Source organism: Turicibacter sp. TJ11 (assembly GCF_021497505.1).
Lineage (GTDB): Bacteria > Bacillota_I > Bacilli_A > MOL361 > Turicibacteraceae > Turicibacter.
Genome location: NZ_CP069349.1, coordinates 925,116 through 947,099 on the forward strand (window position 1 = coordinate 925,116; position 21,984 = coordinate 947,099).

General features: G+C 36.0%; 24 protein-coding genes. 3 read left to right on the plus strand and 21 right to left on the minus strand.

What is annotated here, in order from left to right:
* Nucleotides 1–28 precede the first annotated feature (28 nt).
* The 13 genes from JRC48_RS04325 to JRC48_RS04385 all read right to left on the minus strand — a co-directional run bounded on the left by JRC48_RS04325 (nt 29) and on the right by JRC48_RS04385 (nt 14,543).
* Nucleotides 29–961, minus strand: a complete 933-nt coding sequence (locus tag JRC48_RS04325) for a polysaccharide deacetylase family protein (protein ID WP_235070637.1) — start codon at nt 959–961, stop codon at nt 29–31.
* Between the two features lie 191 nt (nt 962–1,152).
* Nucleotides 1,153–3,267 carry a polyribonucleotide nucleotidyltransferase gene (gene pnp, locus JRC48_RS04330; RefSeq protein ID WP_235070638.1) on the minus strand — a complete coding sequence of 705 codons (2,115 nt, stop codon included), beginning with the start codon at nt 3,265–3,267 and terminating at the stop codon, nt 1,153–1,155.
* A gap of 254 nt (nt 3,268–3,521) precedes the next feature.
* Complete coding sequence (gene rpsO, locus JRC48_RS04335) at nt 3,522–3,791, minus strand: 30S ribosomal protein S15 (protein WP_235070639.1); 270 nt, start codon at nt 3,789–3,791, stop codon at nt 3,522–3,524.
* A 107-nt stretch (nt 3,792–3,898) separates the two neighbouring features.
* Entirely contained in the window at nt 3,899–4,825 is a 927-nt protein-coding gene (locus tag JRC48_RS04340) for a bifunctional riboflavin kinase/FAD synthetase (protein WP_235070640.1), read from the minus strand.
* A gap of 12 nt (nt 4,826–4,837) precedes the next feature.
* Nucleotides 4,838–5,737, minus strand: a complete 900-nt coding sequence (gene truB / locus JRC48_RS04345; RefSeq protein ID WP_235070641.1) for a tRNA pseudouridine(55) synthase TruB — start codon at nt 5,735–5,737, stop codon at nt 4,838–4,840.
* A 20-nt stretch (nt 5,738–5,757) separates the two neighbouring features.
* Entirely contained in the window at nt 5,758–6,894 is a 1,137-nt protein-coding gene (hemW, locus tag JRC48_RS04350) for a radical SAM family heme chaperone HemW (RefSeq protein WP_235070642.1), read from the minus strand.
* 9 nt (nt 6,895–6,903) lie between these two features.
* Nucleotides 6,904–7,680 carry a histidinol-phosphatase gene (locus JRC48_RS04355; RefSeq protein WP_235070643.1) on the minus strand — a complete coding sequence of 259 codons (777 nt, stop codon included), beginning with the start codon at nt 7,678–7,680 and terminating at the stop codon, nt 6,904–6,906.
* A 103-nt stretch (nt 7,681–7,783) separates the two neighbouring features.
* Nucleotides 7,784–9,616: a translation elongation factor 4 gene (lepA, locus tag JRC48_RS04360; protein ID WP_304941330.1), complete on the minus strand. Its 1,833-nt coding sequence runs from the start codon at nt 9,614–9,616 to the stop codon at nt 7,784–7,786.
* 211 nt (nt 9,617–9,827) lie between these two features.
* Nucleotides 9,828–10,214, minus strand: a complete 387-nt coding sequence (locus JRC48_RS04365; protein ID WP_235070644.1) for a hypothetical protein — start codon at nt 10,212–10,214, stop codon at nt 9,828–9,830.
* 16 nt (nt 10,215–10,230) lie between these two features.
* Nucleotides 10,231–11,280 (minus strand): stage II sporulation protein P, encoded by a 1,050-nt coding sequence (gene spoIIP / locus JRC48_RS04370; protein ID WP_235070645.1) that lies wholly within the window; start codon nt 11,278–11,280, stop codon nt 10,231–10,233.
* Nucleotides 11,281–11,413: 133 nt separating this feature from the next.
* Nucleotides 11,414–12,481, minus strand: coding sequence for a GPR endopeptidase (gene gpr, locus JRC48_RS04375; protein WP_235070646.1), 1,068 nt, complete (start codon nt 12,479–12,481; stop codon nt 11,414–11,416).
* 149 nt (nt 12,482–12,630) lie between these two features.
* A complete protein-coding gene (locus tag JRC48_RS04380; RefSeq protein WP_235070647.1) occupies nt 12,631–14,088 on the minus strand; it encodes an aminoacyl-histidine dipeptidase in 1,458 nt (485 codons plus the stop codon).
* Between the two features lie 170 nt (nt 14,089–14,258).
* Complete coding sequence (locus tag JRC48_RS04385) at nt 14,259–14,543, minus strand: PspC domain-containing protein (RefSeq protein ID WP_235070648.1); 285 nt, start codon at nt 14,541–14,543, stop codon at nt 14,259–14,261.
* Between the two features lie 186 nt (nt 14,544–14,729).
* On the opposite strand from JRC48_RS04385, the gene JRC48_RS04390 reads away from it, so the two are divergent.
* The 3 genes from JRC48_RS04390 (at nt 14,730) to rpsT (ending at nt 17,273) form a co-directional block, all read left to right on the plus strand.
* Nucleotides 14,730–15,401 (plus strand): cysteine hydrolase family protein, encoded by a 672-nt coding sequence (locus JRC48_RS04390; protein ID WP_235070649.1) that lies wholly within the window; start codon nt 14,730–14,732, stop codon nt 15,399–15,401.
* Nucleotides 15,402–15,416: 15 nt separating this feature from the next.
* Nucleotides 15,417–16,862 (plus strand): nicotinate phosphoribosyltransferase, encoded by a 1,446-nt coding sequence (locus JRC48_RS04395; protein WP_235070650.1) that lies wholly within the window; start codon nt 15,417–15,419, stop codon nt 16,860–16,862.
* Between the two features lie 147 nt (nt 16,863–17,009).
* Nucleotides 17,010–17,273: a 30S ribosomal protein S20 gene (gene rpsT / locus JRC48_RS04400; RefSeq protein WP_235070651.1), complete on the plus strand. Its 264-nt coding sequence runs from the start codon at nt 17,010–17,012 to the stop codon at nt 17,271–17,273.
* Between the two features lie 147 nt (nt 17,274–17,420).
* Here the strand turns inward: rpsT and JRC48_RS04405 are convergent, their stop codons facing one another.
* From JRC48_RS04405 to JRC48_RS04440, 8 genes are all read right to left on the minus strand, one after another.
* Nucleotides 17,421–18,020 carry a SpoIIIAH-like family protein gene (locus JRC48_RS04405; RefSeq protein ID WP_235070652.1) on the minus strand — a complete coding sequence of 200 codons (600 nt, stop codon included), beginning with the start codon at nt 18,018–18,020 and terminating at the stop codon, nt 17,421–17,423.
* Between the two features lies 1 nt (nt 18,021).
* On the minus strand, nt 18,022–18,477 hold the full coding sequence (locus JRC48_RS04410; protein WP_235070653.1) for a hypothetical protein: 456 nt from the start codon (nt 18,475–18,477) through the stop codon (nt 18,022–18,024).
* A gap of 51 nt (nt 18,478–18,528) precedes the next feature.
* Nucleotides 18,529–18,981 carry a stage III sporulation protein AF gene (locus JRC48_RS04415; RefSeq protein WP_235070654.1) on the minus strand — a complete coding sequence of 151 codons (453 nt, stop codon included), beginning with the start codon at nt 18,979–18,981 and terminating at the stop codon, nt 18,529–18,531.
* A gap of 36 nt (nt 18,982–19,017) precedes the next feature.
* Nucleotides 19,018–20,076: a stage III sporulation protein AE gene (locus JRC48_RS04420; RefSeq protein ID WP_235070655.1), complete on the minus strand. Its 1,059-nt coding sequence runs from the start codon at nt 20,074–20,076 to the stop codon at nt 19,018–19,020.
* Nucleotides 20,077–20,110: 34 nt separating this feature from the next.
* A complete protein-coding gene (locus JRC48_RS04425; RefSeq protein WP_235070656.1) occupies nt 20,111–20,392 on the minus strand; it encodes a stage III sporulation protein AD in 282 nt (93 codons plus the stop codon).
* 116 nt (nt 20,393–20,508) lie between these two features.
* A complete protein-coding gene (locus JRC48_RS04430; protein ID WP_235070657.1) occupies nt 20,509–20,715 on the minus strand; it encodes a stage III sporulation protein AC in 207 nt (68 codons plus the stop codon).
* A 462-nt stretch (nt 20,716–21,177) separates the two neighbouring features.
* Nucleotides 21,178–21,315, minus strand: coding sequence for a hypothetical protein (locus JRC48_RS04435; RefSeq protein ID WP_235070658.1), 138 nt, complete (start codon nt 21,313–21,315; stop codon nt 21,178–21,180).
* A 233-nt stretch (nt 21,316–21,548) separates the two neighbouring features.
* The gene (locus tag JRC48_RS04440; RefSeq protein ID WP_235070659.1) at nt 21,549–21,962 is read right to left on the minus strand and encodes a hypothetical protein; all 414 of its coding nucleotides are present in this window, start codon (nt 21,960–21,962) and stop codon (nt 21,549–21,551) included.
* Nucleotides 21,963–21,984: the final 22 nt, after the last annotated feature.

The following is a 21,984-nucleotide window of genomic DNA, read 5'->3' on the forward strand; positions in this document are numbered from 1 at the left end:
CCCTTCTAACGAAGCGTTGCTTTTTTTATTAACTACATTCAGGTCTTGTGCCCTTAACCATCTCATCAATCGTTTTAAATTGATAACCCTTTTCTTTAAGTTGAGTAATCATTGACTCAAGGGCTAATACAGTTTCTGGTTTTGGATGCATTAAAACTAACATTCCAGGTTCTAGTTTTTTTAGCACTCGATTGACTAATACATCAGCGCTATCACCTTTCCAGTCAATCGTATCGGCCGTCCACATAATGGTATACATTCCTTCATCATAAGCAGCTTTTAACGTACGATCATTAAACTCTCCTGCTGGTGGCGCAAAGTAAATGATAGGTTCATTGATAATTGAACTTAAAACATCATTCGTTTTTTTAATTTCATCAACATATTGTTCATAAGTAAAACCACCCCAACGTGACGGGTGTGAATACGAGTGATTTCCAATGACATGTCCATCATTATATAACTTCAACACTTGGTTTTTATGATTTTCAGCATAACGTCCTTCCATAAAAAAGTTCGCTCGAACACCTAGACGATCTAAAATCGTTATCATCTTATCCAGTTCTTCTTCACCCCATGCTACATTGATGAGTAAAGAGACGTAAGCACCTTGTTCATTTCCTTTATAAATCGGTTCAGCACGATACTGCTCTGCTTCTTCTTTTAATGGGATTCGTTTGCACACTACAAGAGAGGGATCAAATCCTCCATTTAATAACATATTATTATAAGACAGTTCGTAATCGACTTCCGCACCTTCTAATCCAGGGATAAACTTCCACACATCATCAAGTCGGGGTTCAACGGGCTCAAATCGATGAGTTTCCATATAGTCTGTTAACTGAACATGAAGATCAGTCTTTATATTAGAAACAGGATAAGCTTTATGATAAAAATTAACACCGATGACGAGTGTCATATAAGTCGCAATTCCTAAGATTGCTCCTATTTTTTGTTTCACAACTTTCACCTCTAGTTCTACACGCGGTTTACTTATTATTATTGTGCCACTTTTCGCCTGAATTTATTCATTTTTAACACATTTTCTGCTTACTGTTAGTATAATCACCATCAGAAAACGTTTTATAATTTTAAAGTTAACGCCTTGATTAAATGCTTAACAAAAAAATCTCGCCATAGGCGAGATTTTAACTATTCTGCTGCTTTTGTTTCTTGTCCTTGTTCTTTCATTGCTTCTTTACGTGATAAATTCACACGTCCACGATCATCAACTTCTGTTACTTTAACATAAATTTGATCACCAACCGCAACAACGTCTTCTGTTTTAGCGACACGTTCTTCGGCTAATTGAGAAATGTGAACTAATCCATCTTGTCCAGGGAAAATTTCTACGAACGCACCAAACTTCTCGATACGAACAACTTTTCCTAAATAAATTTTACCAACTTCAACTTCACGAACGATGTCTTCAATCATTGCAACGGCTTGATTAATATTTTCAGTTGTATCATGTAAGATATAAACTGTTCCATCTTGTTCGATATCAATTTTAACCCCTGTTTTATCGATGATTTCATTGATTTGTTTTCCACCTGGGCCAATGACATCGCGAATTTTATCAACTTTAATCGTCATCACTCTGATTTTTGGCGCATGAGCTGATAAGTCTTGACGCGTTTCAGCAATCGTTCCTAACATATGGTTTAAAATTTGCATACGTCCAACTTTAGCTTGTTGAAGTGCTTCTTCTAAAATTTCACGGCTTAATCCTTCAATCTTAATGTCCATTTGTAAAGCTGTTACACCTTTTGAAGTTCCCGCTACTTTAAAGTCCATATCACCTAAGTGATCTTCCATTCCTTGAATGTCCGTTAAGACTGTATAGTTTTCACCTTTTTTAACAAGTCCCATCGCGATTCCAGCAACCGGTGCTTTGATTGGTACACCTGCAGCCATTAACGCCATCGTTGACGCACAAATTGAGGCTTGTGACGTTGAACCATTTGATTCTAATACCTCAGATACTAAACGAACCGTATATGGGAATTCTTTTTCTGATGGCATGACTTGTTTTAAGGCACGCTCACCTAAAGCTCCGTGACCGATTTCACGACGACCTGGTGCTCCATAACGTCCTGTTTCTCCAACTGAGAATGGTGGGAAGTTGTAGTGGTGCATGAAGCGTTTTGTTTCTTCAACTTCTAATCCATCTAACATTTGGTGTTCATTTAAGGCACCTAATGTACAAATTGATAACGCTTGTGTTTGCCCACGTGTGAATAAAGCCGATCCGTGTGTACGAGGTAATAAATCAACACGAGAAGAAAGTGGACGAATTTCATCAATTTTTCGACCATCAGGACGAACTTTTTCATCTGTAATTAGACGACGGACTTCTTCTTTAACGATTTTATTTAAAACTTCTTTCACTTGTTTTAATTCTTTATCTGTTGCTTCTTCGGCTTCAAATACTTCTAATACACGAGTATTAACTGCATCAATTGCTTCTTGACGCGCATGTTTTTCAACGACTTGAATCGCGGCTAACATATCTGCCTCTGCCATTTCACGAACACGAGCATTAATCGTTGGATCAACTTCATATAAGTTTAACTCCATTTTTTCTTTTCCGATTTCAGCTACAATTTGTTCTTGGAATGAAATGATTTGTTTAATCGCCTCATGACCAAACATAATTGCTTCTAACATGTCTTCTTCTGTCACTTCTTTTGCACCAGCTTCAACCATGTTAACTGCATCTTTTGTTCCTGCCACCGTTAAGTCGATATCTGATTGCTCTAACTGTTCAACCGTTGGGTTTAAAACGAACTCTCCATTGACACGTCCAACAATCACTCCAGCAATCGGTCCTTCAAAAGGAATGTCTGAAATTGATAACGATAAAGATGAACCAATCATCGCTGATACTTCAGGTGAGTTATCATGATCCACACTCATAACGTAGTTGATTACTTGAACATCGTTACGGAATCCATCTGGGAATAACGGACGAATTGGACGGTCAATTAAGCGTCCCGCTAAAATGGCATGCTCGCTTGGACGACCTTCACGTTTAATAAATCCACCTGGAACTTTACCAACCGCGTAAAGACGTTCTTCATATCCAATGGTTAATGGGAAAAAATCTATATCTTTAGGTTCTTTTGAAGCAACACATGTTGATAAAACAACTGTATCACCATAACGTACTAAAACCGAAGCATTCGCTTGTTTTGCTAGTTCACCAATTTCAAATGTTAACGGGCGGCCAGCTAATTCAAACGAATAAACGTGTTTATCTGACATATATATTACTCCTTCATTTTCTACATTTATATTTATTCTTTTCTATCATACCATAAGCAAATAATTTAAAGAAATAATTTTTTTCATATTCATCCCTAATTTGGCAACTTAAATAAAATTCTGCTTAAAAATACCCTTTTCTCTTGTTTTCTTACTTAATGACCTTTTTATTATAGACATTCTTTGCTTGATTTATCAGTGTCTATCTCATCCTATGATAAAAAAAGGAACCTTCAGATGAAGGTTCCTTTCAATTAGCGACGTAATCCTAAACGCTCGATTAATGTAGCGTAACGGTTGATGTCTTTGTTACGTAAGTAAGTTAATAAGTTACGACGTTTACCAACCATACGTAATAATCCACGACGTGAATGATGGTCATGTTTGTGTTGTTTTAAGTGATCGTTTAAACGATTGATTTCAGCAGTTAAAACTGCGATTTGTACTTCTGGAGAACCTGTATCTCCTTCGTGTACTGCGTAAGCTTTGATGATTTCTTGTTTTTCTACTTTAGAAATAGCCATTACTATTACCTCCTGTAATTCTTATAGATACGCCTTAATCCAAGCCAATCGCTGGAGGAGCTAAAAGCATAGAATAAGGACATGTTTAATTGTATCATAATTTTTAATTAATTCAAGTTTAATTTAAAATAACTTCTGACATAATGTCGATCATGATCTAATTGTGTCATCAATTCTTCGATAGAAGCAAATTTTTTCTCTTCACGTAAATAGTGATCAAACGAAAGAGTGATGTCTTTTCCATAAATGTCATCTTCAAAGTTGAAAATATTCGTTTCAATGCAAATTTGATCATTAAAATTAAAGGTTGGGTTATGACCAATGTTACACATTCCAAAATAATGCTTTCCTTCAACTTCAACCTTCACCGCATAAACACCATTTTTAGGAATGACATATGCTTCACTTAGCTTAAGATTCGCGGTTGGAAAGCCAATTTCACGCCCACGTTGTTGTCCCGTCACTACCGTTCCATGTAATTGATAAGGACGACCAAGCATTTGAGTCACTTTCTCAATATGACCATCTGATAAATAGCGTTTAATCTCTGTTGCCCCGATCTTCTCACCCTCTAACTCACATTTAGCAGTGACATTTAAGGTAAAAGATTCAGCGTAAGTGGCTAATAACGCAACATCACCTTCACCTTTTCGGCCAAATCGAAAGTCAAAACCAGTTGAGACATGAGCCACGCCTTGGTTAATTAAATACTGTTCAATAAAATCCGTCGCTTCCATATTAGCTAACACTTCATCAAACGGTAAAATAATTAATTCATCCACCCCAAGTTTTGTTAACAGGCGAACCTTCTCTTGATAAGGCGTCAATAGACGATTACTCGTTAACTTTTTTAAAAAGACATTCGGACTTGGTGAAAACGTCATGACAGCACTTCGTATTTGATGCGTCTTCGCATAACTGACCGCTTCTTCAATAACTGCTTGATGGCCAAGATGCAATCCATCAAAATATCCTAAGGCAACAGAGATTGGTGTTGTTAATTTCTTTGTTAAATTTAAACGTATCACTTCCATCTAACTCACTTCCTAAAAGAAGCCCCTCATTGATCGATAGATATCATTGGTTGGGTGCTTTTCGTATACTGCTAAACATTGGCCATTTTGATTAAACAGTGCGACTGGCGAATGTTTCGTATGATTCACTTGCTTTGGATATAATTGTACGCCATTACGTACTAATTTTTCAACCCATGAATCCACTATAACGGATGGAAAGTCTGCCATTGCCTCTTCAAGTGTTAATAATGTTAAGGTTTCCTGTTCCACTTTTTCTTTAAATGCATCAATGGTTAAACAATCCGAAATTTTAAATACACCTGAGGCAATGCGTCGTAAATGAGACATATGTGCCGGATAACCTAACTTTTCACCAATCGTTACTGCAACCGTACGAACAAATAATCCTTTACTTCCTTTGACACGGAAACTAAATTTAACACATCCATCCTCTGTTTGATGAAGATCACCTAACAGTTCCAGTTCATAAATCGTTACTTCACGTTGAGGACGCTCGACCTCAATTCCTGCGCGCGCATATTCATATAACTTTTTACCGTTTACTTTAACCGCTGAATACATCGGTGGCACTTGGATACTAGTTCCTAACATACTTTTTAAAACATCTAATACTTCTTCTTTTGTCATCACACGATCGACTACTTTTTTCTCAACCACGTCACCATCTGCATCTTCAGTCGTTGTAGAAAATCCGATGGTTACTTCACCTAAATACTCTTTTTCGTTGGCTGTTAAAAATTGTGAAATCTTAGTCGCGCGTCCGACACAAATAGGTAAAACACCTGTGACACTTGGATCTAATGTTCCTGTATGCCCTACTTTTTTTGTTTTTAATACTTTACGGACTATATTGACACAATCATGTGACGTCATTCCTGCTGGTTTATCTAGCAATAATACCCCGTCCATAGTTCACCTCATTACTTTCTTTAAATCGATAATAAAAACTGTTCAAATACATCATTTGCCATTAATAACCCTTGACTCGTTAAACAAATCCGATCATCTATTCGTTTTAAATCGCCCGCTTCGATTAATTTAGAGAGGGCTTCATGATATAACGCGTCGACATCGACACGATATTTAGTTGAAATCTGCTTCAAATTAATTCCATTCATTAATCGTAATCCTAAAAACATCTCTTCTTCAATTTTTTCTTCTTGAGAGAGGACATTTGATTCAACGATCGGTAACTTTTGTTCATTTAATGCATCGATATACGCATTAATAGAACGTGTGTTTTGATAACGAACACCATTAATGTAACCATGTGCACCAAGTCCAACGCCAATATATTCTTCATTTTTCCAATACCATTGATTATGAAGACTTGGGAATGACTTTGCAAAATTACTAATTTCATAATGCTGATACCCATGCTGTGATAAGGTTTGAATCACCTTCTCATACATCATCGCTTCAACTTCATTATCAGTCAGCGTTAGTTTATCTTTCATATAAGCTAGATAAAGTTGAGTATGTTCTTCAACAATCAGTGAATAGGCTGAAATATGTTCAACATCAAGTGCCAGCGCCTCCGCTAAATCAGCCTCTAACTGACTCAGGGTTTGACCCGGAATCGCATAAATTAAATCTAAGTTAATGTTAGTCATTCCCTGTGATTTTAATAATGAGACCGCTTCTTTGACTTGATGACACTGATGTTTTCGACCAATTCGCTTTAAAAGTTCCTCTTGAAACGTTTGAACGCCTAAACTAAAGCGAGAGACTTGTTGTGAAAGTAAGTAGCTCACTTTCTCTTTTGTTAAATTTTCAGGGTTCGCTTCAATCGTAAACTCTTTAATTTGTGGCATATGGATAGCTTTGTGCAAATAATCAAATAACGGTTGAATTTGTTCCACACTTAAAGCCGTTGGCGTGCCACCACCGATATAAATCGATTGTAAATCATGAAACCCAACTTGCTTTTCATAGGCTTTTAATTCTGTTAAAAGTGCTTGAATATATTCCGAATGTCGTTGACCTTGAGTGACTAATTTAGGAAAGTCACAATACGTGCAAATATGATCACAAAACGGAATATGTATATATAATCCTTTGGCCATCAGTCACCTCTACAAGCGTTCGATGACATTTAAATTTAAACGTTTTGCCATGTCACGCGCCATTTGCATATATTCATCATTTAAGTAAGCGGGATCGTGACAGTCGGAATTGACAACAACTTTAACACTTGGGAATTCAGTGGCAATGATTGACCAAAATTTTTCTGATGGATACGGATAACGCACACCATCTTCATACGTTTGTTTTTGACGTCGTAATCCATTTGCATTCACTTCTAAAATCACATCGTTTTCTAATGCAGCCTTACCGATGCGACGAGCAGCTGCTTCACACGCTTCATCAAAACGTGGATAAAGGGTCATGAACACATCAGGATGAGCTAAAATAGCAAATAACTTAGTAGCCATCGCCTCTTCAATACAGGCCGCATACACTTCAAGTTGTTTAGGTTTCGTAAAATGAAACGCATCTTGAAACTTCCCATCAATTTCAATGTAATGCTGGGCTAAAATTAAGTAATCCGTTTGCTTTCTTAACTCCACCATATAATCGTAAAGATGTGGGAAATACTCACATTCTAACGCTTTTAACACTTTGATTTGTGGATATTTTTTTTGAGCTTGTTCAATATCATTAAAATAAGTCGCTAAATCAGAATAATCCATTCGACGAACTCCCATTTGCGGGAAGTTTTGATGGGGAGTGTGACAACTCATTCCGATTTCAGCATACTGATGTTTAACTGCTTCTTTGACGTAATCCTCAACATTCCCTTTCGCATGTTTGCAACGGTTATGATGAGTATGGTAATTCGTTAACAACATGTTTCTCACCTCTTTTGTTAGTTTATCTTAAATGATCAAAACAATAAATAAACTTACTCTTTTTTATTCCCCTTAATAGAAAAAGAGAGGTCTTTGCCCTCTCTTAGTCTTCGTCCATTGATAAAACTGCCATGAATGCCTCTTGTGGAACCTCAACTGATCCAACTGACTTCATACGTTTCTTACCTTCTTTTTGTTTTTCAAGTAATTTACGTTTACGTGAAATGTCTCCTCCATAACATTTAGCTAAGACATTTTTACGTAAGGCCTTAATTGTTGAACGGGCGATAATTTTCCCACCAATGGCAGCTTGGATCGGAACCTCGAATTGTTGTCTTGGAATAATTTCTTTTAATTTTTCAGTAATCACTTTTCCGCGTGCATAAGCAAAATCTTTATGAACGATTAAGCTTAAGGCATCGACAATCTCACCGTTTAATAAGATATCCATCTTCACAAGTTTAGATGGTTTATATCCAATTAATTCATAATCAAAAGAAGCATATCCCTTTGTTGATGATTTTAATTGATCAAAGAAATCATAAACGATTTCTCCTAATGGAATTTCATAGTTAACATGAACACGTGTTTCATCTAAGTATTGCATGTCAATGAATGTTCCACGTTTTTTCTGACATAATTCCATGATTGGACCCACGTAATCATTTGGTGTCATAATTGAAGCCTTAACATAAGGTTCTTCAATCGCCTTAATTGTTTGTGGTTCTGGCATTTGTGATGGGTTATCGACAATGACCATTGTTCCATCTGTTAAATAAACATGATAAATTACTGACGGTGCTGTCGCAATTAAATCAATGTTAAACTCACGTTCAATACGTTCTTGAATAACATCCATGTGTAATAAACCTAAAAATCCGGTACGGAATCCAAATCCTAACGCTTGTGATGTTTCAGGTTCAAATTGTAATGATGAGTCATTTAATACTAATTTTTCTAACGCCTCGCGTAAATCGTTGTAACGTGCCGCATCAATTGGATATAATCCACAGAATACCATTGGATTTAATTTACGGTAACCTGGTAATGGCTCCTCTGCTGGGTGATCAACTGATGTAATCGTATCCCCAACACTTACTGTTTTCACATCTTTAATTGAAGCCGTTACAAACCCTACATCTCCAACACTTAAATAATCCACGATTTTTTCATGTGGCGTGTGAACTCCTACTTCAACCACTTCATATTCAGCACCTGTTGCCATCATTCGAATGATTTGACCTTTTTTAATCGTTCCATTAACTACTCGAATTGAGGCAATAATTCCACGATACTGATCATAAACTGAGTCGAAAATTAATGCTTGAAGCGGTGCATCAGGATCTCCTTCTGGTGCAGGTACTTTTTCAACGATTTGTTCTAAAATTTCTTCAATCCCGATTCCAGCTTTTGCTGAAGCTAAAACTGCATCATCGGCTGGTAATCCAATAATATCTTCGACTTCTTGCTTCACACGATCAGGTTCAGCACTTGGTAAATCGATTTTATTAATTAAAGGTAAAATTTCTAAATCATTATCTAAAGCTAAATAAACATTTGCTAATGTTTGAGCTTCAATTCCTTGCGCCGCATCAACGACTAAAACTGCCCCTTCACATGCCGCTAATGAACGTGATACCTCGTACGTGAAATCCACGTGTCCTGGGGTATCAATTAAATGTAAAATATATTCATTTCCATCTTTAGCTTTATATGTCAACTGCACGGCATTTAATTTAATGGTAATTCCGCGCTCACGCTCAAGTTCCATTGAGTCTAACAGCTGATTTTTCATCTCACGTTGTTCCAACGCATTCGTTCGCTCTAAAATACGATCCGAAAGTGTTGTTTTTCCATGATCGATGTGGGCTATAATTGAAAAGTTGCGAATTCGTTTTTGTCGCTCTTTAATTTGCTCGCTATTAATCGCACTCACAAAGCTCACTCCATTTCGGTAAAATAATATCCCCTTTATTTTACTTTAAATTTAACTTTCTCACAAGAAAAATTTGTGGAATCTCTTGTTTTTATCCCTGCTGAACTCATTTTTCAGTCATTTGTAAATGACGACGACACAAAAAAAAAGACTATGAACTCAACTCCATTAGTTCATAGTCTTTTTAGCTTAATAAACCGTTTCCCCCATTTTATGACTCACTAATTAATTGATCAATCATCTTAATCAAACTTCGTAAAACTTCGCGTACGACCGTTTTTAATGCATCTCCCACATCTTGCCCAAGCCTTGAAATATTATTATGCGCCACTCCATTGACTTGCTTTTTAATGGTTGTTTCTGTCGTTTGAGAAACGACAGAGGATGAAGGACTTGAGTTGTTTTGAGACGTTTGACTATACGGAATAAATGTATTTTCTTCGTTTGTTAAACTTTCTTCGTACTGTTTAATTTGCTCCTCTAAAGAGCTTGAGGCATACGCGGTTGCTTGATTCATTGACGTGTTCATTGTGATATGACGATTTAATCCGGTGATTAAGCAAGTCATCATTCCTAAAATCACCCATCTCTTTTTCACTCCCACTCACTCCCCATTAATGTGATTTAATATATTCTGCTAATATTTCTGCGACCGCCTTAGCTGAATTTGAAACCTCTTCATACGTATTTTTCTCTACCCCTACTTCGATTAAAATCATGGTTGTAGCAAAATCTTGATTATAAACCCCATTATAGCCGTATCCACCATTTGGTCTAATGCCTTTTGATAAACCAGGATACTTCTCATTTAACATCGCATTCAACTCATTTAAAATGACCTCGTTCTCTTTGTATCGTTCATTATCTGTTCCTAAAACAAACATCACCTTAGCATACGACTTTCCGCCAATACTAATCACATTTTTTTCATAACTTCCTGAATCGCGATGAAAATCAATAAAATAACGTAAACTTCCATATTGACTCGCTGTATCTTCTAGATGCATGCGTGACGCTTTATAAGATAATGAATAGCCCCAACCATTTTTACTAACGACCGATCCAGCTGATCGTGATTCGACTAACGTATTAATATTTTGTTCTTGTAAATGACTAGCCACCATATAAGATAAGTCCACCACACTTAGCGTTCGCCCAAATGACGTATTAATCAAGCCTTCTTCATATAACTCTCCATCATGAGAGTTGAAAATATAAACGAGTGGATCCGTGGTCACTTCTTCTTGACGCTCTTCCACGTTTAATTCTCCACTGACATAGGTATATTTATAATCTTGTGGCGACGTTGCTGCCGTTGCATTTTGGCTTGGTGCAGTCATATTAATAAACGCAAAGCCATCGTTAATAAACGAGTAGAGTTGATTTAAATCAAGTGACGTCATAATTTCTGTGAAATATTTTTGTAAATTCGTCATGACATCAACCACATCGCCTGCCGTTGAAAAATCAAAGATTCCCGAAAGAATGGTTTGTTCATCGACGTGTTTATCATACGCTTCTTTTTGATTTACATAAAATAACTGGAAAAACTGAGTAAAACAAAGAGTTAAAACAAAACCAAGAACGATGACATAGGGTGTTAGTTTGTTCAGCATTTTCTTGATTTTTTTTCTTCTGATCCGCTGTTGTCTGTTTCGATTCACGCTTCCCCGCCCCCTGACTAATGTATTTCATCGAGAAGGTTTCCCCTATCGCTTTATGTCCAAATCATTTAGGATCATATAAGCTATTATACAAAGTCAGCGGTGTTAATTATTGTTGTTTTATGGTCAAGAATTAGCTAAATTGTACATTTGGATGCAACACGCGATTAATTCCATTCGAGATGAGCGTTGCTAAGTTTTCCATGTCACTATCAATCCCTTTTGGCGTCACAATTAAGTTAAATCCATTGGGTGTTAAAACCTCAGAAATAAGTTGTCTTTTTTCTTCTTCTTCTAAATTTCCGATTTGCCCTAAAAATTGTTCACGAAGTTCAGGTGATGGAAGATCGTCCTCTGTATACGTTTGACGCGCAGCAGAAAAAGGGACTAACTTTTTATATGAGCGATTTTCTTCTTTTAACGATTTTCCAATATGTTTAAGTAATAAATCAATGGTATCACTCGTAATTGAAACCGCATCAACGACGGTTGGAACACCTACAGCAAACACTGGAATTCCTAATGTCTCTTCATCAACAGCTTTTCGTTTATTTCCAACCCCGCTTCCAGGTGCGATTCCAGTATCCGTCATTTGAATCATTTTATTGACGCGAGAAATAGAACGTGAAGCTAACGCATCGACCACCACTAAAAAGTTTGGTTTTATTTTTTTCACAAGCGATTCAATAATATCTGACGTCTCAATTCCTGTCATTCCCATGACTCCGGGTGCTAACGCACTCACTTCACGGTAATTACGATCGACGTCATTTGGACTTAACTCATATAAATGACGTGTCACAATCACTTCATCAACGACTAGCGGTCCTAAGGCATCTGGCGTGACATGATCATTTCCAAGACCAATGACTAAACACGTATCCGTCTCCTTAATTCCTCGATGTTTTAAAAGTTTTCCAAATTGTTCAGCAAACACTTCCATCGCCACCGTTAACTGATCATGATCATGCGTCATAATAGCTGACGTGTCTAATGTCATGTAACGACCCGCCTTTTTACCGACACGTTCTACCGCTTCAGGTGCGACATCAATACATGTGACCTTTAGGCCACGAATGTCATCTTCTTCATATTTCACGCCTTCTTCTTGTGATTGATCGACTTGACCAACCATTTGCTCCACCGCTTCTAGCGCTAAGTCTGAACGGCATTGCCACTTTTTCATTTCCTTTTCATTCATAAGTAATCACCTCAACGTTAGTGTGAGCTAGATTATCTCTTTTCATGAAAAGTTATTTGAAATTTATTAAAAGAAGCGAATCCTCTTCTTATATTCATCTGCTCAATAAAAAAAGTACGTTTGACGGATCAAACGTACTTTTTATCAAATTATGCTTTAATCGCTTTTAAAACTTCGCATAAGAAGTCATAAACACGTTCCGTTGATGGAATAGATAACGATTCTTTTGGTGTATGAGCACCTGTAATGTCTGGTCCAATTGAGATCATATCAATTTTACCTAATTTTTGAGATAAGAATCCACACTCGAGTCCAGCATGAATGGCTGAGACTTCTAATTCTTTTCCATACATTTGTTGATAAACATCTTTCATCACGTCACGAACTTTTGATTCTGTTTCAAATTGCCATTCAGGATAATCTGCAATTAATTCCATGCTTGCTCCTGTTAAATCAGCAATGGCTTGAATGCGATGATTAATCTCACCTTTTAACGAACTCACCGAACTACGAATCGCGCTACTAAATTCAATTTCTGACTCATTCATTTCAACTACACCGATATTACTTGAACTTTCAACTAATCCTGAAATGTTCGCACTCATCGTTTGTGGTCCATAAGGAATTAATTGTAAAATATACATTAAACGTTGTGCCGTTTGTTTCGTGAAAACTTTAGTTGTCACCTCTGTTTGTTGTAAAACGACTGACACACCTGGATCCGACGTTTCAAATTCAGCACGAACCATTTGTTCAAATGCTTTTACTTTTGACTCTAACGAAGCAACTTGTTCACTTGGAAGTGTCACTTTTAAACTAGCACGTTTTGAGATGGCATTCATTTTTTCTCCACCTGCTACTGATGCCACCAAAAGATCTAAATCAGCGATTTCATGTAATAAACGCCCCATCAATTTATTCGCATTGGCACGGCATTTGTTAATTTCAATTCCTGAGTGACCACCTTTTAAACCACTAATAATAAGTTCATAAGAAACCATATTTGTCGCTTCAACTTCCGTCCATTCGATTGGTAATTTTAATGAATTACGCACACCACCTGCACATGAAGCTAAGGCAACCCCCTCTTCTTCTGAGTCAATATTAATTAAAATATCTCCAGAAACATTTTCAGGATTTAACGCCATCACTCCGTCCATTCCTGTTTCTTCTTCCGTTGTCACTAAAACAGTTAACGCAGGATGACTTAACGTGTTATCCGCTAAAATAGCTAACGACATCGCCACCGCAATTCCGTTATCTGCTCCTAGTGTTGTTCCTTTTGTACGTAACCAATCGCCATCAACATAGATCGGTAACGCATCTGTTGCAAAGTTAAAATCTAATTCATCATCTTTAACACAAACCATGTCCATGTGTCCTTGTAAAATAACACGAGGGGCATTTTCATAACCTGGTGTCGCAGGTTTTTTAATAATAACATTTTTACATGGTTCTTGGACGTATTCTAATTGATGCTCTTTGGCAAAGTTAACTAAATAATCACTGATGGCAGCTTCATTTCCTGATTCACGTGGAATTTTTGTCATTTGCTCAAAATAATGAAAAACGGCTTGTGGTTTTAAATGACCTAAAATTTCTGACATAAATTGACCTCCTTTTTATTACCATTCTATCATATCTTTTAGAAAATGATAACATTTCTCTACTTTTATTGTCTTTGTTTAAATAGTTTTTCAGTTAAGAGATACTATAAAGTATATAAGAAAAAAACTTCGTCAATGACGATGATTTTAGTATATACATTGATCGCGTTTTAATGAGATTTATCTTCATCTTTAACGGTATAGTCAGTTGAATCAAAGACTGAACGTTTTGAGTTATTTTGTTGGTTAAAGTAGGTTGTTTTTTCTTCTAAGGGGATGATAAAAAGACACGCAATATATAAGATAATCATCGGAAAGGCGAATGAAAAAATACTTAGCATGACCCATCCTAATCGAATGATCGTTGCATCTATCTTCAAATAATCCGCAATCCCTTGACAAACACCTGCTAACATAGCACCTTGTTTTACACGATATAAACGTTTACCTGACATCTTAATCCTTCCTTTCATCAGACGAATACCTCATTTATTATAGCTTAGTTTAAAAAACAATGACAACTTTTTTGTCGGTTATTTTCAATTGTCATCATGAAAGAGTTGGTGATAAAGGTTAAATATACTATAATAGTTCTATATCTTGTGGATAGATAAAAAATAAAACCATTAGGAGGTTTTGGAATGAAGAATGACTTATCGCCATTTTTAAAATCAAGTGAAGCATCTTTGATTCAAATTGTTGAAACGCTTCAAAAGGCTCCGTCGTTATCGCTTCAATCACTTGAAGCCGATCAAACAGCACTCATTATTGTCGATATGGTCAATGGTTTTGTAAAAGAAGGACCCATGTCTTCTTCTCGCATTCAAACCATTATCCCTACGATTTCTGACTTAATGAAACGCGCCAAAGTACAAAACATTGAGATGCTTGCGTTTGCAGATTGTCATGAACCGACATCCATCGAATTTGATGCTTACCCTCCTCACTGCTTAGTAGGAAGTACAGAAAGTGAAATCATTGATGAACTCAAAGAAGTTGGTGACTATGAATTAGTCTTAAAACGCTCAACCAATGGTTTTTTAGAACCTGCTTTTCATGAGTGGCTAGCTAAACATCCTCAGATTAACCAATTTATTGTCGTTGGGGATTGTACAGACATTTGCATTGAGCAATTTGTCATTACCTTAAAAACTTACTTTACAACACTCAATTCGTTCAGTCGAATCATCGTGCCTATTCAGGCGGTTGAAACGTACGATAGCGAAGCCCACGTCGGTGACTTCATGAATGCCATTGCCTTATATAAGATGCAAATGAATGGAATTGAGATCGTTCGTGAAATTACAAACTAGAAAGAGGCATTTATTATGAATTTAAAATCAATCAACTTAACCCTACTCGTAGACTTCTATGAATTAACAATGGCAAATGGCTACTTTGAAAGTGGCATGGAAAATCAAATTGCCTATTTTGATATGTTCTTCCGTCGCGTTCCCGATGAAGGAGGATTCGCGATTATGGCTGGACTTGAACAACTGATTGAATATTTAAAAAACTTAACATTTACAGAAGAAGATATCGAGTATCTTCGCTCAAAAGAACTATTTTCTGAAAACTTTTTAAACTATTTAAAAAACTTCAAGTTTGCTTGTGATATTTATGCGATTCCAGAAGGAACACCAATTTTTCCTAATGAACCCATCTTAACGGTTCGTGGGCCAATCATCCAAGCGCAATTCATTGAAACGATGATTTTATTAAGCATTAACCATCAATCATTAATTGCAACCAAATCAAATCGTATCGTTCGTGCGGCTCAGGGACGTCCCGTTCTTGAATTAGGGGCACGTCGTGCTCAAGGAGCAGACGGAGCGATTTTAGGGGCACGTGCCGCTTATATTGGAGGATGTAAAGGAACAGCATGTACGATTTCTGATCGTGACTTTAATGTTCCTGCTCTTGGAACAATGGCACATAGCTGGGTTCAAACGTTTGATTCTGAGTACGAAGCGTTTAAACGTTATGCAGAGTTATATCCAGACAATTGTACGCTATTAGTTGATACGTATAATACGTTAAAACAAGGGGTTCCAAACGCGATTAAAGTATTTAAAGAAGTTTTAATTGCTAATGGACATCAACCAGGTGCGATTCGTATTGACAGTGGAGATGCCGCTTATTTATCCAAAAAAGCTCGTAAATTATTAGATGAAGCAGGATTAACAGAAACAAAAATCGTGATTTCAAACTCATTGGATGAATACATCATTAAAGATTTATTAATTCAAAACGCTCCGATTGATTCATTTGGAGTGGGTGAACGTCTGATTACGTCAAAAACAGAACCTGTCTTTGGTGGCGTTTACAAAATTGTCGCCGTTGAAAAAAATGGTCAAATGATTCCAAAAATCAAGATTAGTAATAACATTGAAAAAATTACAAACCCTGGTGCGAAACAAGTGTTCCGTTTATACGATCGTGACACAAACAAAGCGATTGCAGACGTTATTTCTTTAGCTCATGAAACGATTGACGATACAAAACCGTATACGATTTTTGATCCTGAGCACACTTGGAAGCGTAAAGAAATTACAAACTTTATGGCACGCCCATTATTAACTCCTATCTTCTTAAACGGTGAATGCGTGTATGAATCACCTTCACTTGAAGACATCGTTACTTACTCAAAAGAACAAATCGAAACGTTATGGGAAGAAGTTTTACGTTTTGAAAAACCTCATCGCTATTATGTTGATTTATCAGAAGAGTTATGGACGTTAAAAACAGAATTATTAGAAAAACATTCGAAATAATCACTGTTTTTTAAGCTAAAATGAATGAGTAGCAAGATGATTTTAATGGAATTTTTACCATTTCATGAAATATTGTAAATTCTTCTTGCATTTTGAACATTCGTCTGATAGAATGAGTTTGTTGTATTTTCAATGGAGGTGAATAGAATGCCAAATATCAAATCACAAGTTAAACGTGTGAAAACAAACGAAAAACGTCGTCAATTCAATGCTTCTTACAAAGCATCTATGCGCACAGCTATCAAAAACGTTGAAGTTGCTATCGAAAACCAAAACGTTGAAGCTGCAAAAGAAGCTTACAATACAGCTAACAAAAAATTAGACAAAGCTGTTGCAAAAGGAATTTGCCACAAAAACTTCGCAGCTCGTCAAAAATCACGTTTAAGCAAAAAAATCAACGCTTTAGGATAATCGAATACCGACACTTTGTCGGTGTTTTTTATCTCTTAAACATGATAAAAAAGGATCTTATTTGTCTCAAGTAAGGTCCTTTTTTATTATCTTCTTTTCTCTCGCATAAAAAATGAGCTAAAACTAGTTTAGCTCATTTTTTTATTTTTAGTTAATTGGTGTGTATACGATATTTACATCAGGATTATTTGTAAATTCTGTTTTAGCCATCATGATGATTTCATTTAACTCTTCTACTGATAATTTACTTTGAGATTCTGATAATTCTAAGTGAACTTGTACGGCATCATCATTCACACGAACTAAAACGTCAGAATATCCTTTTGATTTAATCATTGTTTCTAATGCACTTTGGTGTTGAGCATCGCTATTAATTTTTTCTAAATTATCTTTCGCTTCGCTTTTTTCTTCAGCATCGTAATCTTTGCTTGCAATGATGGCTGTTAAATCTGCTTCACGTTGACTTTTTTCTTTTGCAAGTGTTGCACGTAATGCTTGAATTGAAGTTGATTGTCCAGCTGTTTCTGTTGTTTCTTCATCTTCAGAACCTTCGCTAGATACTAATTCACTTCCATTTGGATCATCCACTTCTTCAAACTCTAAGTTTGCTTGTGGTACGGTTGTTGTTGTTCCAACAGCTGTTCCTGCTACTGTTTGATTAGCTGTATCATCAAGACTATAATAAAAAACAGTTAATAATACGAAAACTACGAATAATGCGGCTGTTACATACGAATTTTTGTTCATTTTAATTTCCCCCTAGTTCAGATGCATTTAATAATGAAATTTGATGAATTGGAACATCAAGCAATAAACTAATCGCTTCTGTCACATCATAAGATGCTTTTAACGTTCCATGATAGACGATCACAACACCATTTGAAACCGTGTCTGTTTGACTTGAAGCAAAGAGCGTCGTTGAGGAATCAGCAACCGTTTTATATGAGATGTTAATACTATCAACTGTTACTCCTTCTATTGCTTCAAATATAGCTGTGATCTGTTCTCTGTGCTTTACCTCGACAGATGAGTGTGCCGAAGAGACATTCTTCCCAGACAAAGAGCCAAAATCATCTTTTAACAATAACGTGATACAAAAGATGGCGGCAACGATCATTAACATTCCAGATGGTCCTAAATCGCTTAACATCTGGCGTATCTTTTTACCGATGGACTCCGACTGTTCTACTTGTTCTTTTTCCACATCATCTACCTCCTATCCCACTCATATTAACGTATCAAGTTGCTTGTGTCATCATCCCCCTCTCTCAAAGATCACATCACTCTGCTCAAGACCTAGCTGATGAAGCAGACATGTTTTTTGCTTCGCATCAGTCTCAACCATTTTTACTGTTAGTACTTCACCCAATTCAAAGTCTGTCAATTGAACTTGGCAATCGTCTTCAGCTTTTCGAATTAATGATTCAATCTCTGTCATCGTCATCTTTGATAAATCATTTTCAACCAAGCCTTGATAATATTCAATCGATTGATCAAATTCATCTTCATTAACAAACGAGACTGAATCAATGAAGGAACTAACTTCATTATTCATTATACTAATCAACGGCTTTAAAATGATAACAATGATAAAAAAGTGAAGATAAAATGTTATAATTTTTTTATACGAAGCCGGAATGACCAATAAATTGACAACAGCTATCAAAAAAAACATCGCAATCATTTGCCTAGCATACTCATATAGCATATCTTTTCACATCTCCTCGGATCTTGTCACCTGTTTTTAGTTCGTTAATAGCATCATATTTGAGCTGTATAAAATAATGAAGAATGTAAAAATAAACATCACGGCAATAATCATCATAATGACTAACAAATTCATCACGCCCGTATTAAATACATCTAAAATCTTAATATAATCTTTGCTAATAACGGGTTGAATGACGGCACTTAATAAGCGAAATAAAATGAGACTCACCCCTACTTTAACAACTGGAAAAGCAACGACGACAACCAGTGTAATAATTCCAAGCAATCCAATACTATTTCGCAATATCGATAGCGTTGAAACGACGGACACAACCGTATCTGTAAAACGACTTCCGATTACTGGAACATGATTTAATAGATTTTGCGTCGTTCGAAAAAATAAACCGTCTGCAAAACTAAGCGTTATATTTTGAATGGACATCAGCGTTAAGAAAAACGCAAAATAACCACCAAGCGTCCAAAGTGCGATTTTATTAATAAAATCGATCAATCGACTGTATAAGTCCTCCACATTGATCTGATTGATAAATCCAAAAACAGTTCCAATGACTGTTAAAGGTAAACTAATCGTATTAATAAAAAAATAAGACGCATTAATTAAAAAGATAACAGCTGGCTTAAATAACGCTTGATTCCAAAGTGCTCCTGTAATCGTAATCAAAGACAGCAGAATTGGAAAGATTGCAACGACAATATTCATGTAGCGAGTTAAAACCTCTAACGTATAATCATGATAAAAAATAAATAACTGAAAGAGTTGCACAATCAACACTAATTTCAAAACAGTATTGGTCACCTTTTCGTATTTCGTTGAAAAAGACGATTGAATATTTTGAAAAAGCGCAATAATGAGTAAAAAGATTAAAATACTTTTAAACTGAGAAAAGCCAATCGATAACTCATGTAGGGCATAGTCACCGAGTGACTGAAAAAAATGAATGATATTAAAATTTTCAACCTTTAATAAATTTGTTTTATCTAAGAAATCAGCTTCAACAATCCAGTCGTACTGATTATAAATTTCAGCCCATATATTTTCAAAAGACGAAAGATCCACACTTGTTCCATCCATTACTCCCCCTCCTAGTACGTTGGATTAGTTCTTATTAAACAATTGATAAGATAAGTTCAAAGAGTGTGATAATCATCGGTAAGCTATATCCTATTAAATATAGCTTTACAATGTACTCAAACATTTTCCCAACCGTTCCAAGCTTCGCCTCGGATAATAAAAAGCTAACGAATTCAGCATAATAAACAATTCCGATCAAGCGAATAATAATCGTCACATACTGCTGTTCCACATTGAAGTTTAAGAAAACCGCTGTAATCTCTCCAATCATACCGGATAACAGTTGTAAGGCCATCATGAAAAAATACGTCAGCAAAATAAAACTAAATCCTTTGGCAAACTTTGAATTGACTTCCTCTAGTAATAAGTAGATGATGGTAAACCCTATAGCTAGTGTCAGTATTCTTACAATATCAATGATGTCCCCCTCCCTTACAGCATAAAAATAGTTCGTAAACTGGTCATTAAGACTTCAATTAATTGGACAATAAAAACTAAGAGATAGACATAACCCGCTAACATGATTAACTCACTAATCTCTTTCCCAATTTCAATTTTTTTAGAAACCATCCCAATAAATCCGAGTAAAAATGCCACTCCTGCAAATCTTAGTATTTCTGTTACATCAATCATCGGCATGTACGTTACACCTCATCCCTTTCATCTAATTTGCTATTTAACTGTATGTCCATTTAAAGTAAAAAATGATGACTTCTATTCATTCCAGTTCATTTATTAACGATGCTCACAAACAACACGTCAGATTCCTCCTTAAAACGCCTTAATCATGATGCCATCCTTTAAAATCTGTCGGAAAAACATCTTCGCCAACCTAATCTATATAAAAACAGAAATGTATTTCATCATTGTATGTCAGTCTTAGTTGAACAATTACTTTAATACTGAGGCAGACTATCGTCCAGGGGTCACCTACCATGCGTAGCATGTATCTACCGTTAGTAGGGCATAAAAGTTTTCCGATATGAAAAACTTATCTGGACTTATATAGTTACTTATGTTTTCTCTAAAAAGAAAGCCTTTTCGCTAAAACCATTCTTAATCAATGTAAAAAAGCAATCGAAATTACTTTCGATTGCTTTTTTACTGTTGCATCCCATCCATCATATAAAAATAATATTGAATCAAATAAACCACATAAAAAATGACGCAAATGACTAATTCAATTAGTAATCCCCAAAAGGCGATGTCGCAAATTAAAAAAATCCCTTTCTTATCCATAACTATCCTCTTATACTCGTGTATATTTTAAATGGTTTTACCTGTATTTTAAATACAACTAAAGATTCTCTCTTTAAAATACAAGAATTCATCGTATCAAATTTTACATATTTATACAAGAGTTTTCGTCGTTTTATACCATTTATTTACATGATATTCTTTTATATACCACTTTTTGTGTCGTGTATCTTTTCATTAAGTTCTCTCCTAATAAATAACGTTTGATAGATTCACTAAAATAATCCGTCCCACTCAATGTCTAAGAGACTCGAAAGCGTGATCGTGAGACCCTGACTCATCACAAGGCATTGATGGACTTCATCAATTCTTCTCACATTTGCAGTTAACGCGACATAGGCTCCTCCTGATTTGGATTCATCCGATTGAAAATAGGTGATTGTCACACTAGGTTGATGCTTTAACTGTCGCTTTAATACGTTTAATTTTTCATTTAGTTGCTCAATCGTTGACTCCCCTAGCTCTAGTTGATCGGTCGTTTGCCTAGCGACCTCTTTAATAGCTCCTTCATGACTCGTTAACGCAGCAAAGGGCGCAAACTGTGCAGCGCGATGATGAAGAGACATCCTCGGTCGTTGACTGGACTTTTGATATGGTAAATGAATGATGTCTGCATACGGATGGCTCATAATGATGCACCTCCCTTATGAT

Coding starts and splice junctions, on each gene's coding strand:
- pnp (WP_235070638.1), bottom strand. CDS start 3,267: ATGTCAGATAAACACGTTTATTCGTTTGAATTAGCTGGCCGCCCGTTA.
- rpsO (WP_235070639.1), bottom strand. CDS start 3,791: ATGGCTATTTCTAAAGTAGAAAAACAAGAAATCATCAAAGCTTACGCA.
- JRC48_RS04340 (WP_235070640.1), bottom strand. CDS start 4,825: ATGGAAGTGATACGTTTAAATTTAACAAAGAAATTAACAACACCAATC.
- truB (WP_235070641.1), bottom strand. CDS start 5,737: ATGGACGGGGTATTATTGCTAGATAAACCAGCAGGAATGACGTCACAT.
- hemW (WP_235070642.1), bottom strand. CDS start 6,894: ATGGCCAAAGGATTATATATACATATTCCGTTTTGTGATCATATTTGC.
- JRC48_RS04355 (WP_235070643.1), bottom strand. CDS start 7,680: ATGTTGTTAACGAATTACCATACTCATCATAACCGTTGCAAACATGCG.
- gpr (WP_235070646.1), bottom strand. CDS start 12,481: ATGAATGAAAAGGAAATGAAAAAGTGGCAATGCCGTTCAGACTTAGCG.
- JRC48_RS04380 (WP_235070647.1), bottom strand. CDS start 14,088: ATGTCAGAAATTTTAGGTCATTTAAAACCACAAGCCGTTTTTCATTAT.
- JRC48_RS04385 (WP_235070648.1), bottom strand. CDS start 14,543: ATGTCAGGTAAACGTTTATATCGTGTAAAACAAGGTGCTATGTTAGCA.
- JRC48_RS04390 (WP_235070649.1), top strand. CDS start 14,730: ATGAAGAATGACTTATCGCCATTTTTAAAATCAAGTGAAGCATCTTTG.
- JRC48_RS04395 (WP_235070650.1), top strand. CDS start 15,417: ATGAATTTAAAATCAATCAACTTAACCCTACTCGTAGACTTCTATGAA.
- rpsT (WP_235070651.1), top strand. CDS start 17,010: ATGCCAAATATCAAATCACAAGTTAAACGTGTGAAAACAAACGAAAAA.
- JRC48_RS04405 (WP_235070652.1), bottom strand. CDS start 18,020: ATGAACAAAAATTCGTATGTAACAGCCGCATTATTCGTAGTTTTCGTA.
- JRC48_RS04415 (WP_235070654.1), bottom strand. CDS start 18,981: ATGCTATATGAGTATGCTAGGCAAATGATTGCGATGTTTTTTTTGATA.
- JRC48_RS04420 (WP_235070655.1), bottom strand. CDS start 20,076: ATGGATGGAACAAGTGTGGATCTTTCGTCTTTTGAAAATATATGGGCT.
- JRC48_RS04430 (WP_235070657.1), bottom strand. CDS start 20,715: ATGCCGATGATTGATGTAACAGAAATACTAAGATTTGCAGGAGTGGCA.
- JRC48_RS04435 (WP_235070658.1), bottom strand. CDS start 21,315: ATGGATAAGAAAGGGATTTTTTTAATTTGCGACATCGCCTTTTGGGGA.
- JRC48_RS04440 (WP_235070659.1), bottom strand. CDS start 21,962: ATGAGCCATCCGTATGCAGACATCATTCATTTACCATATCAAAAGTCC.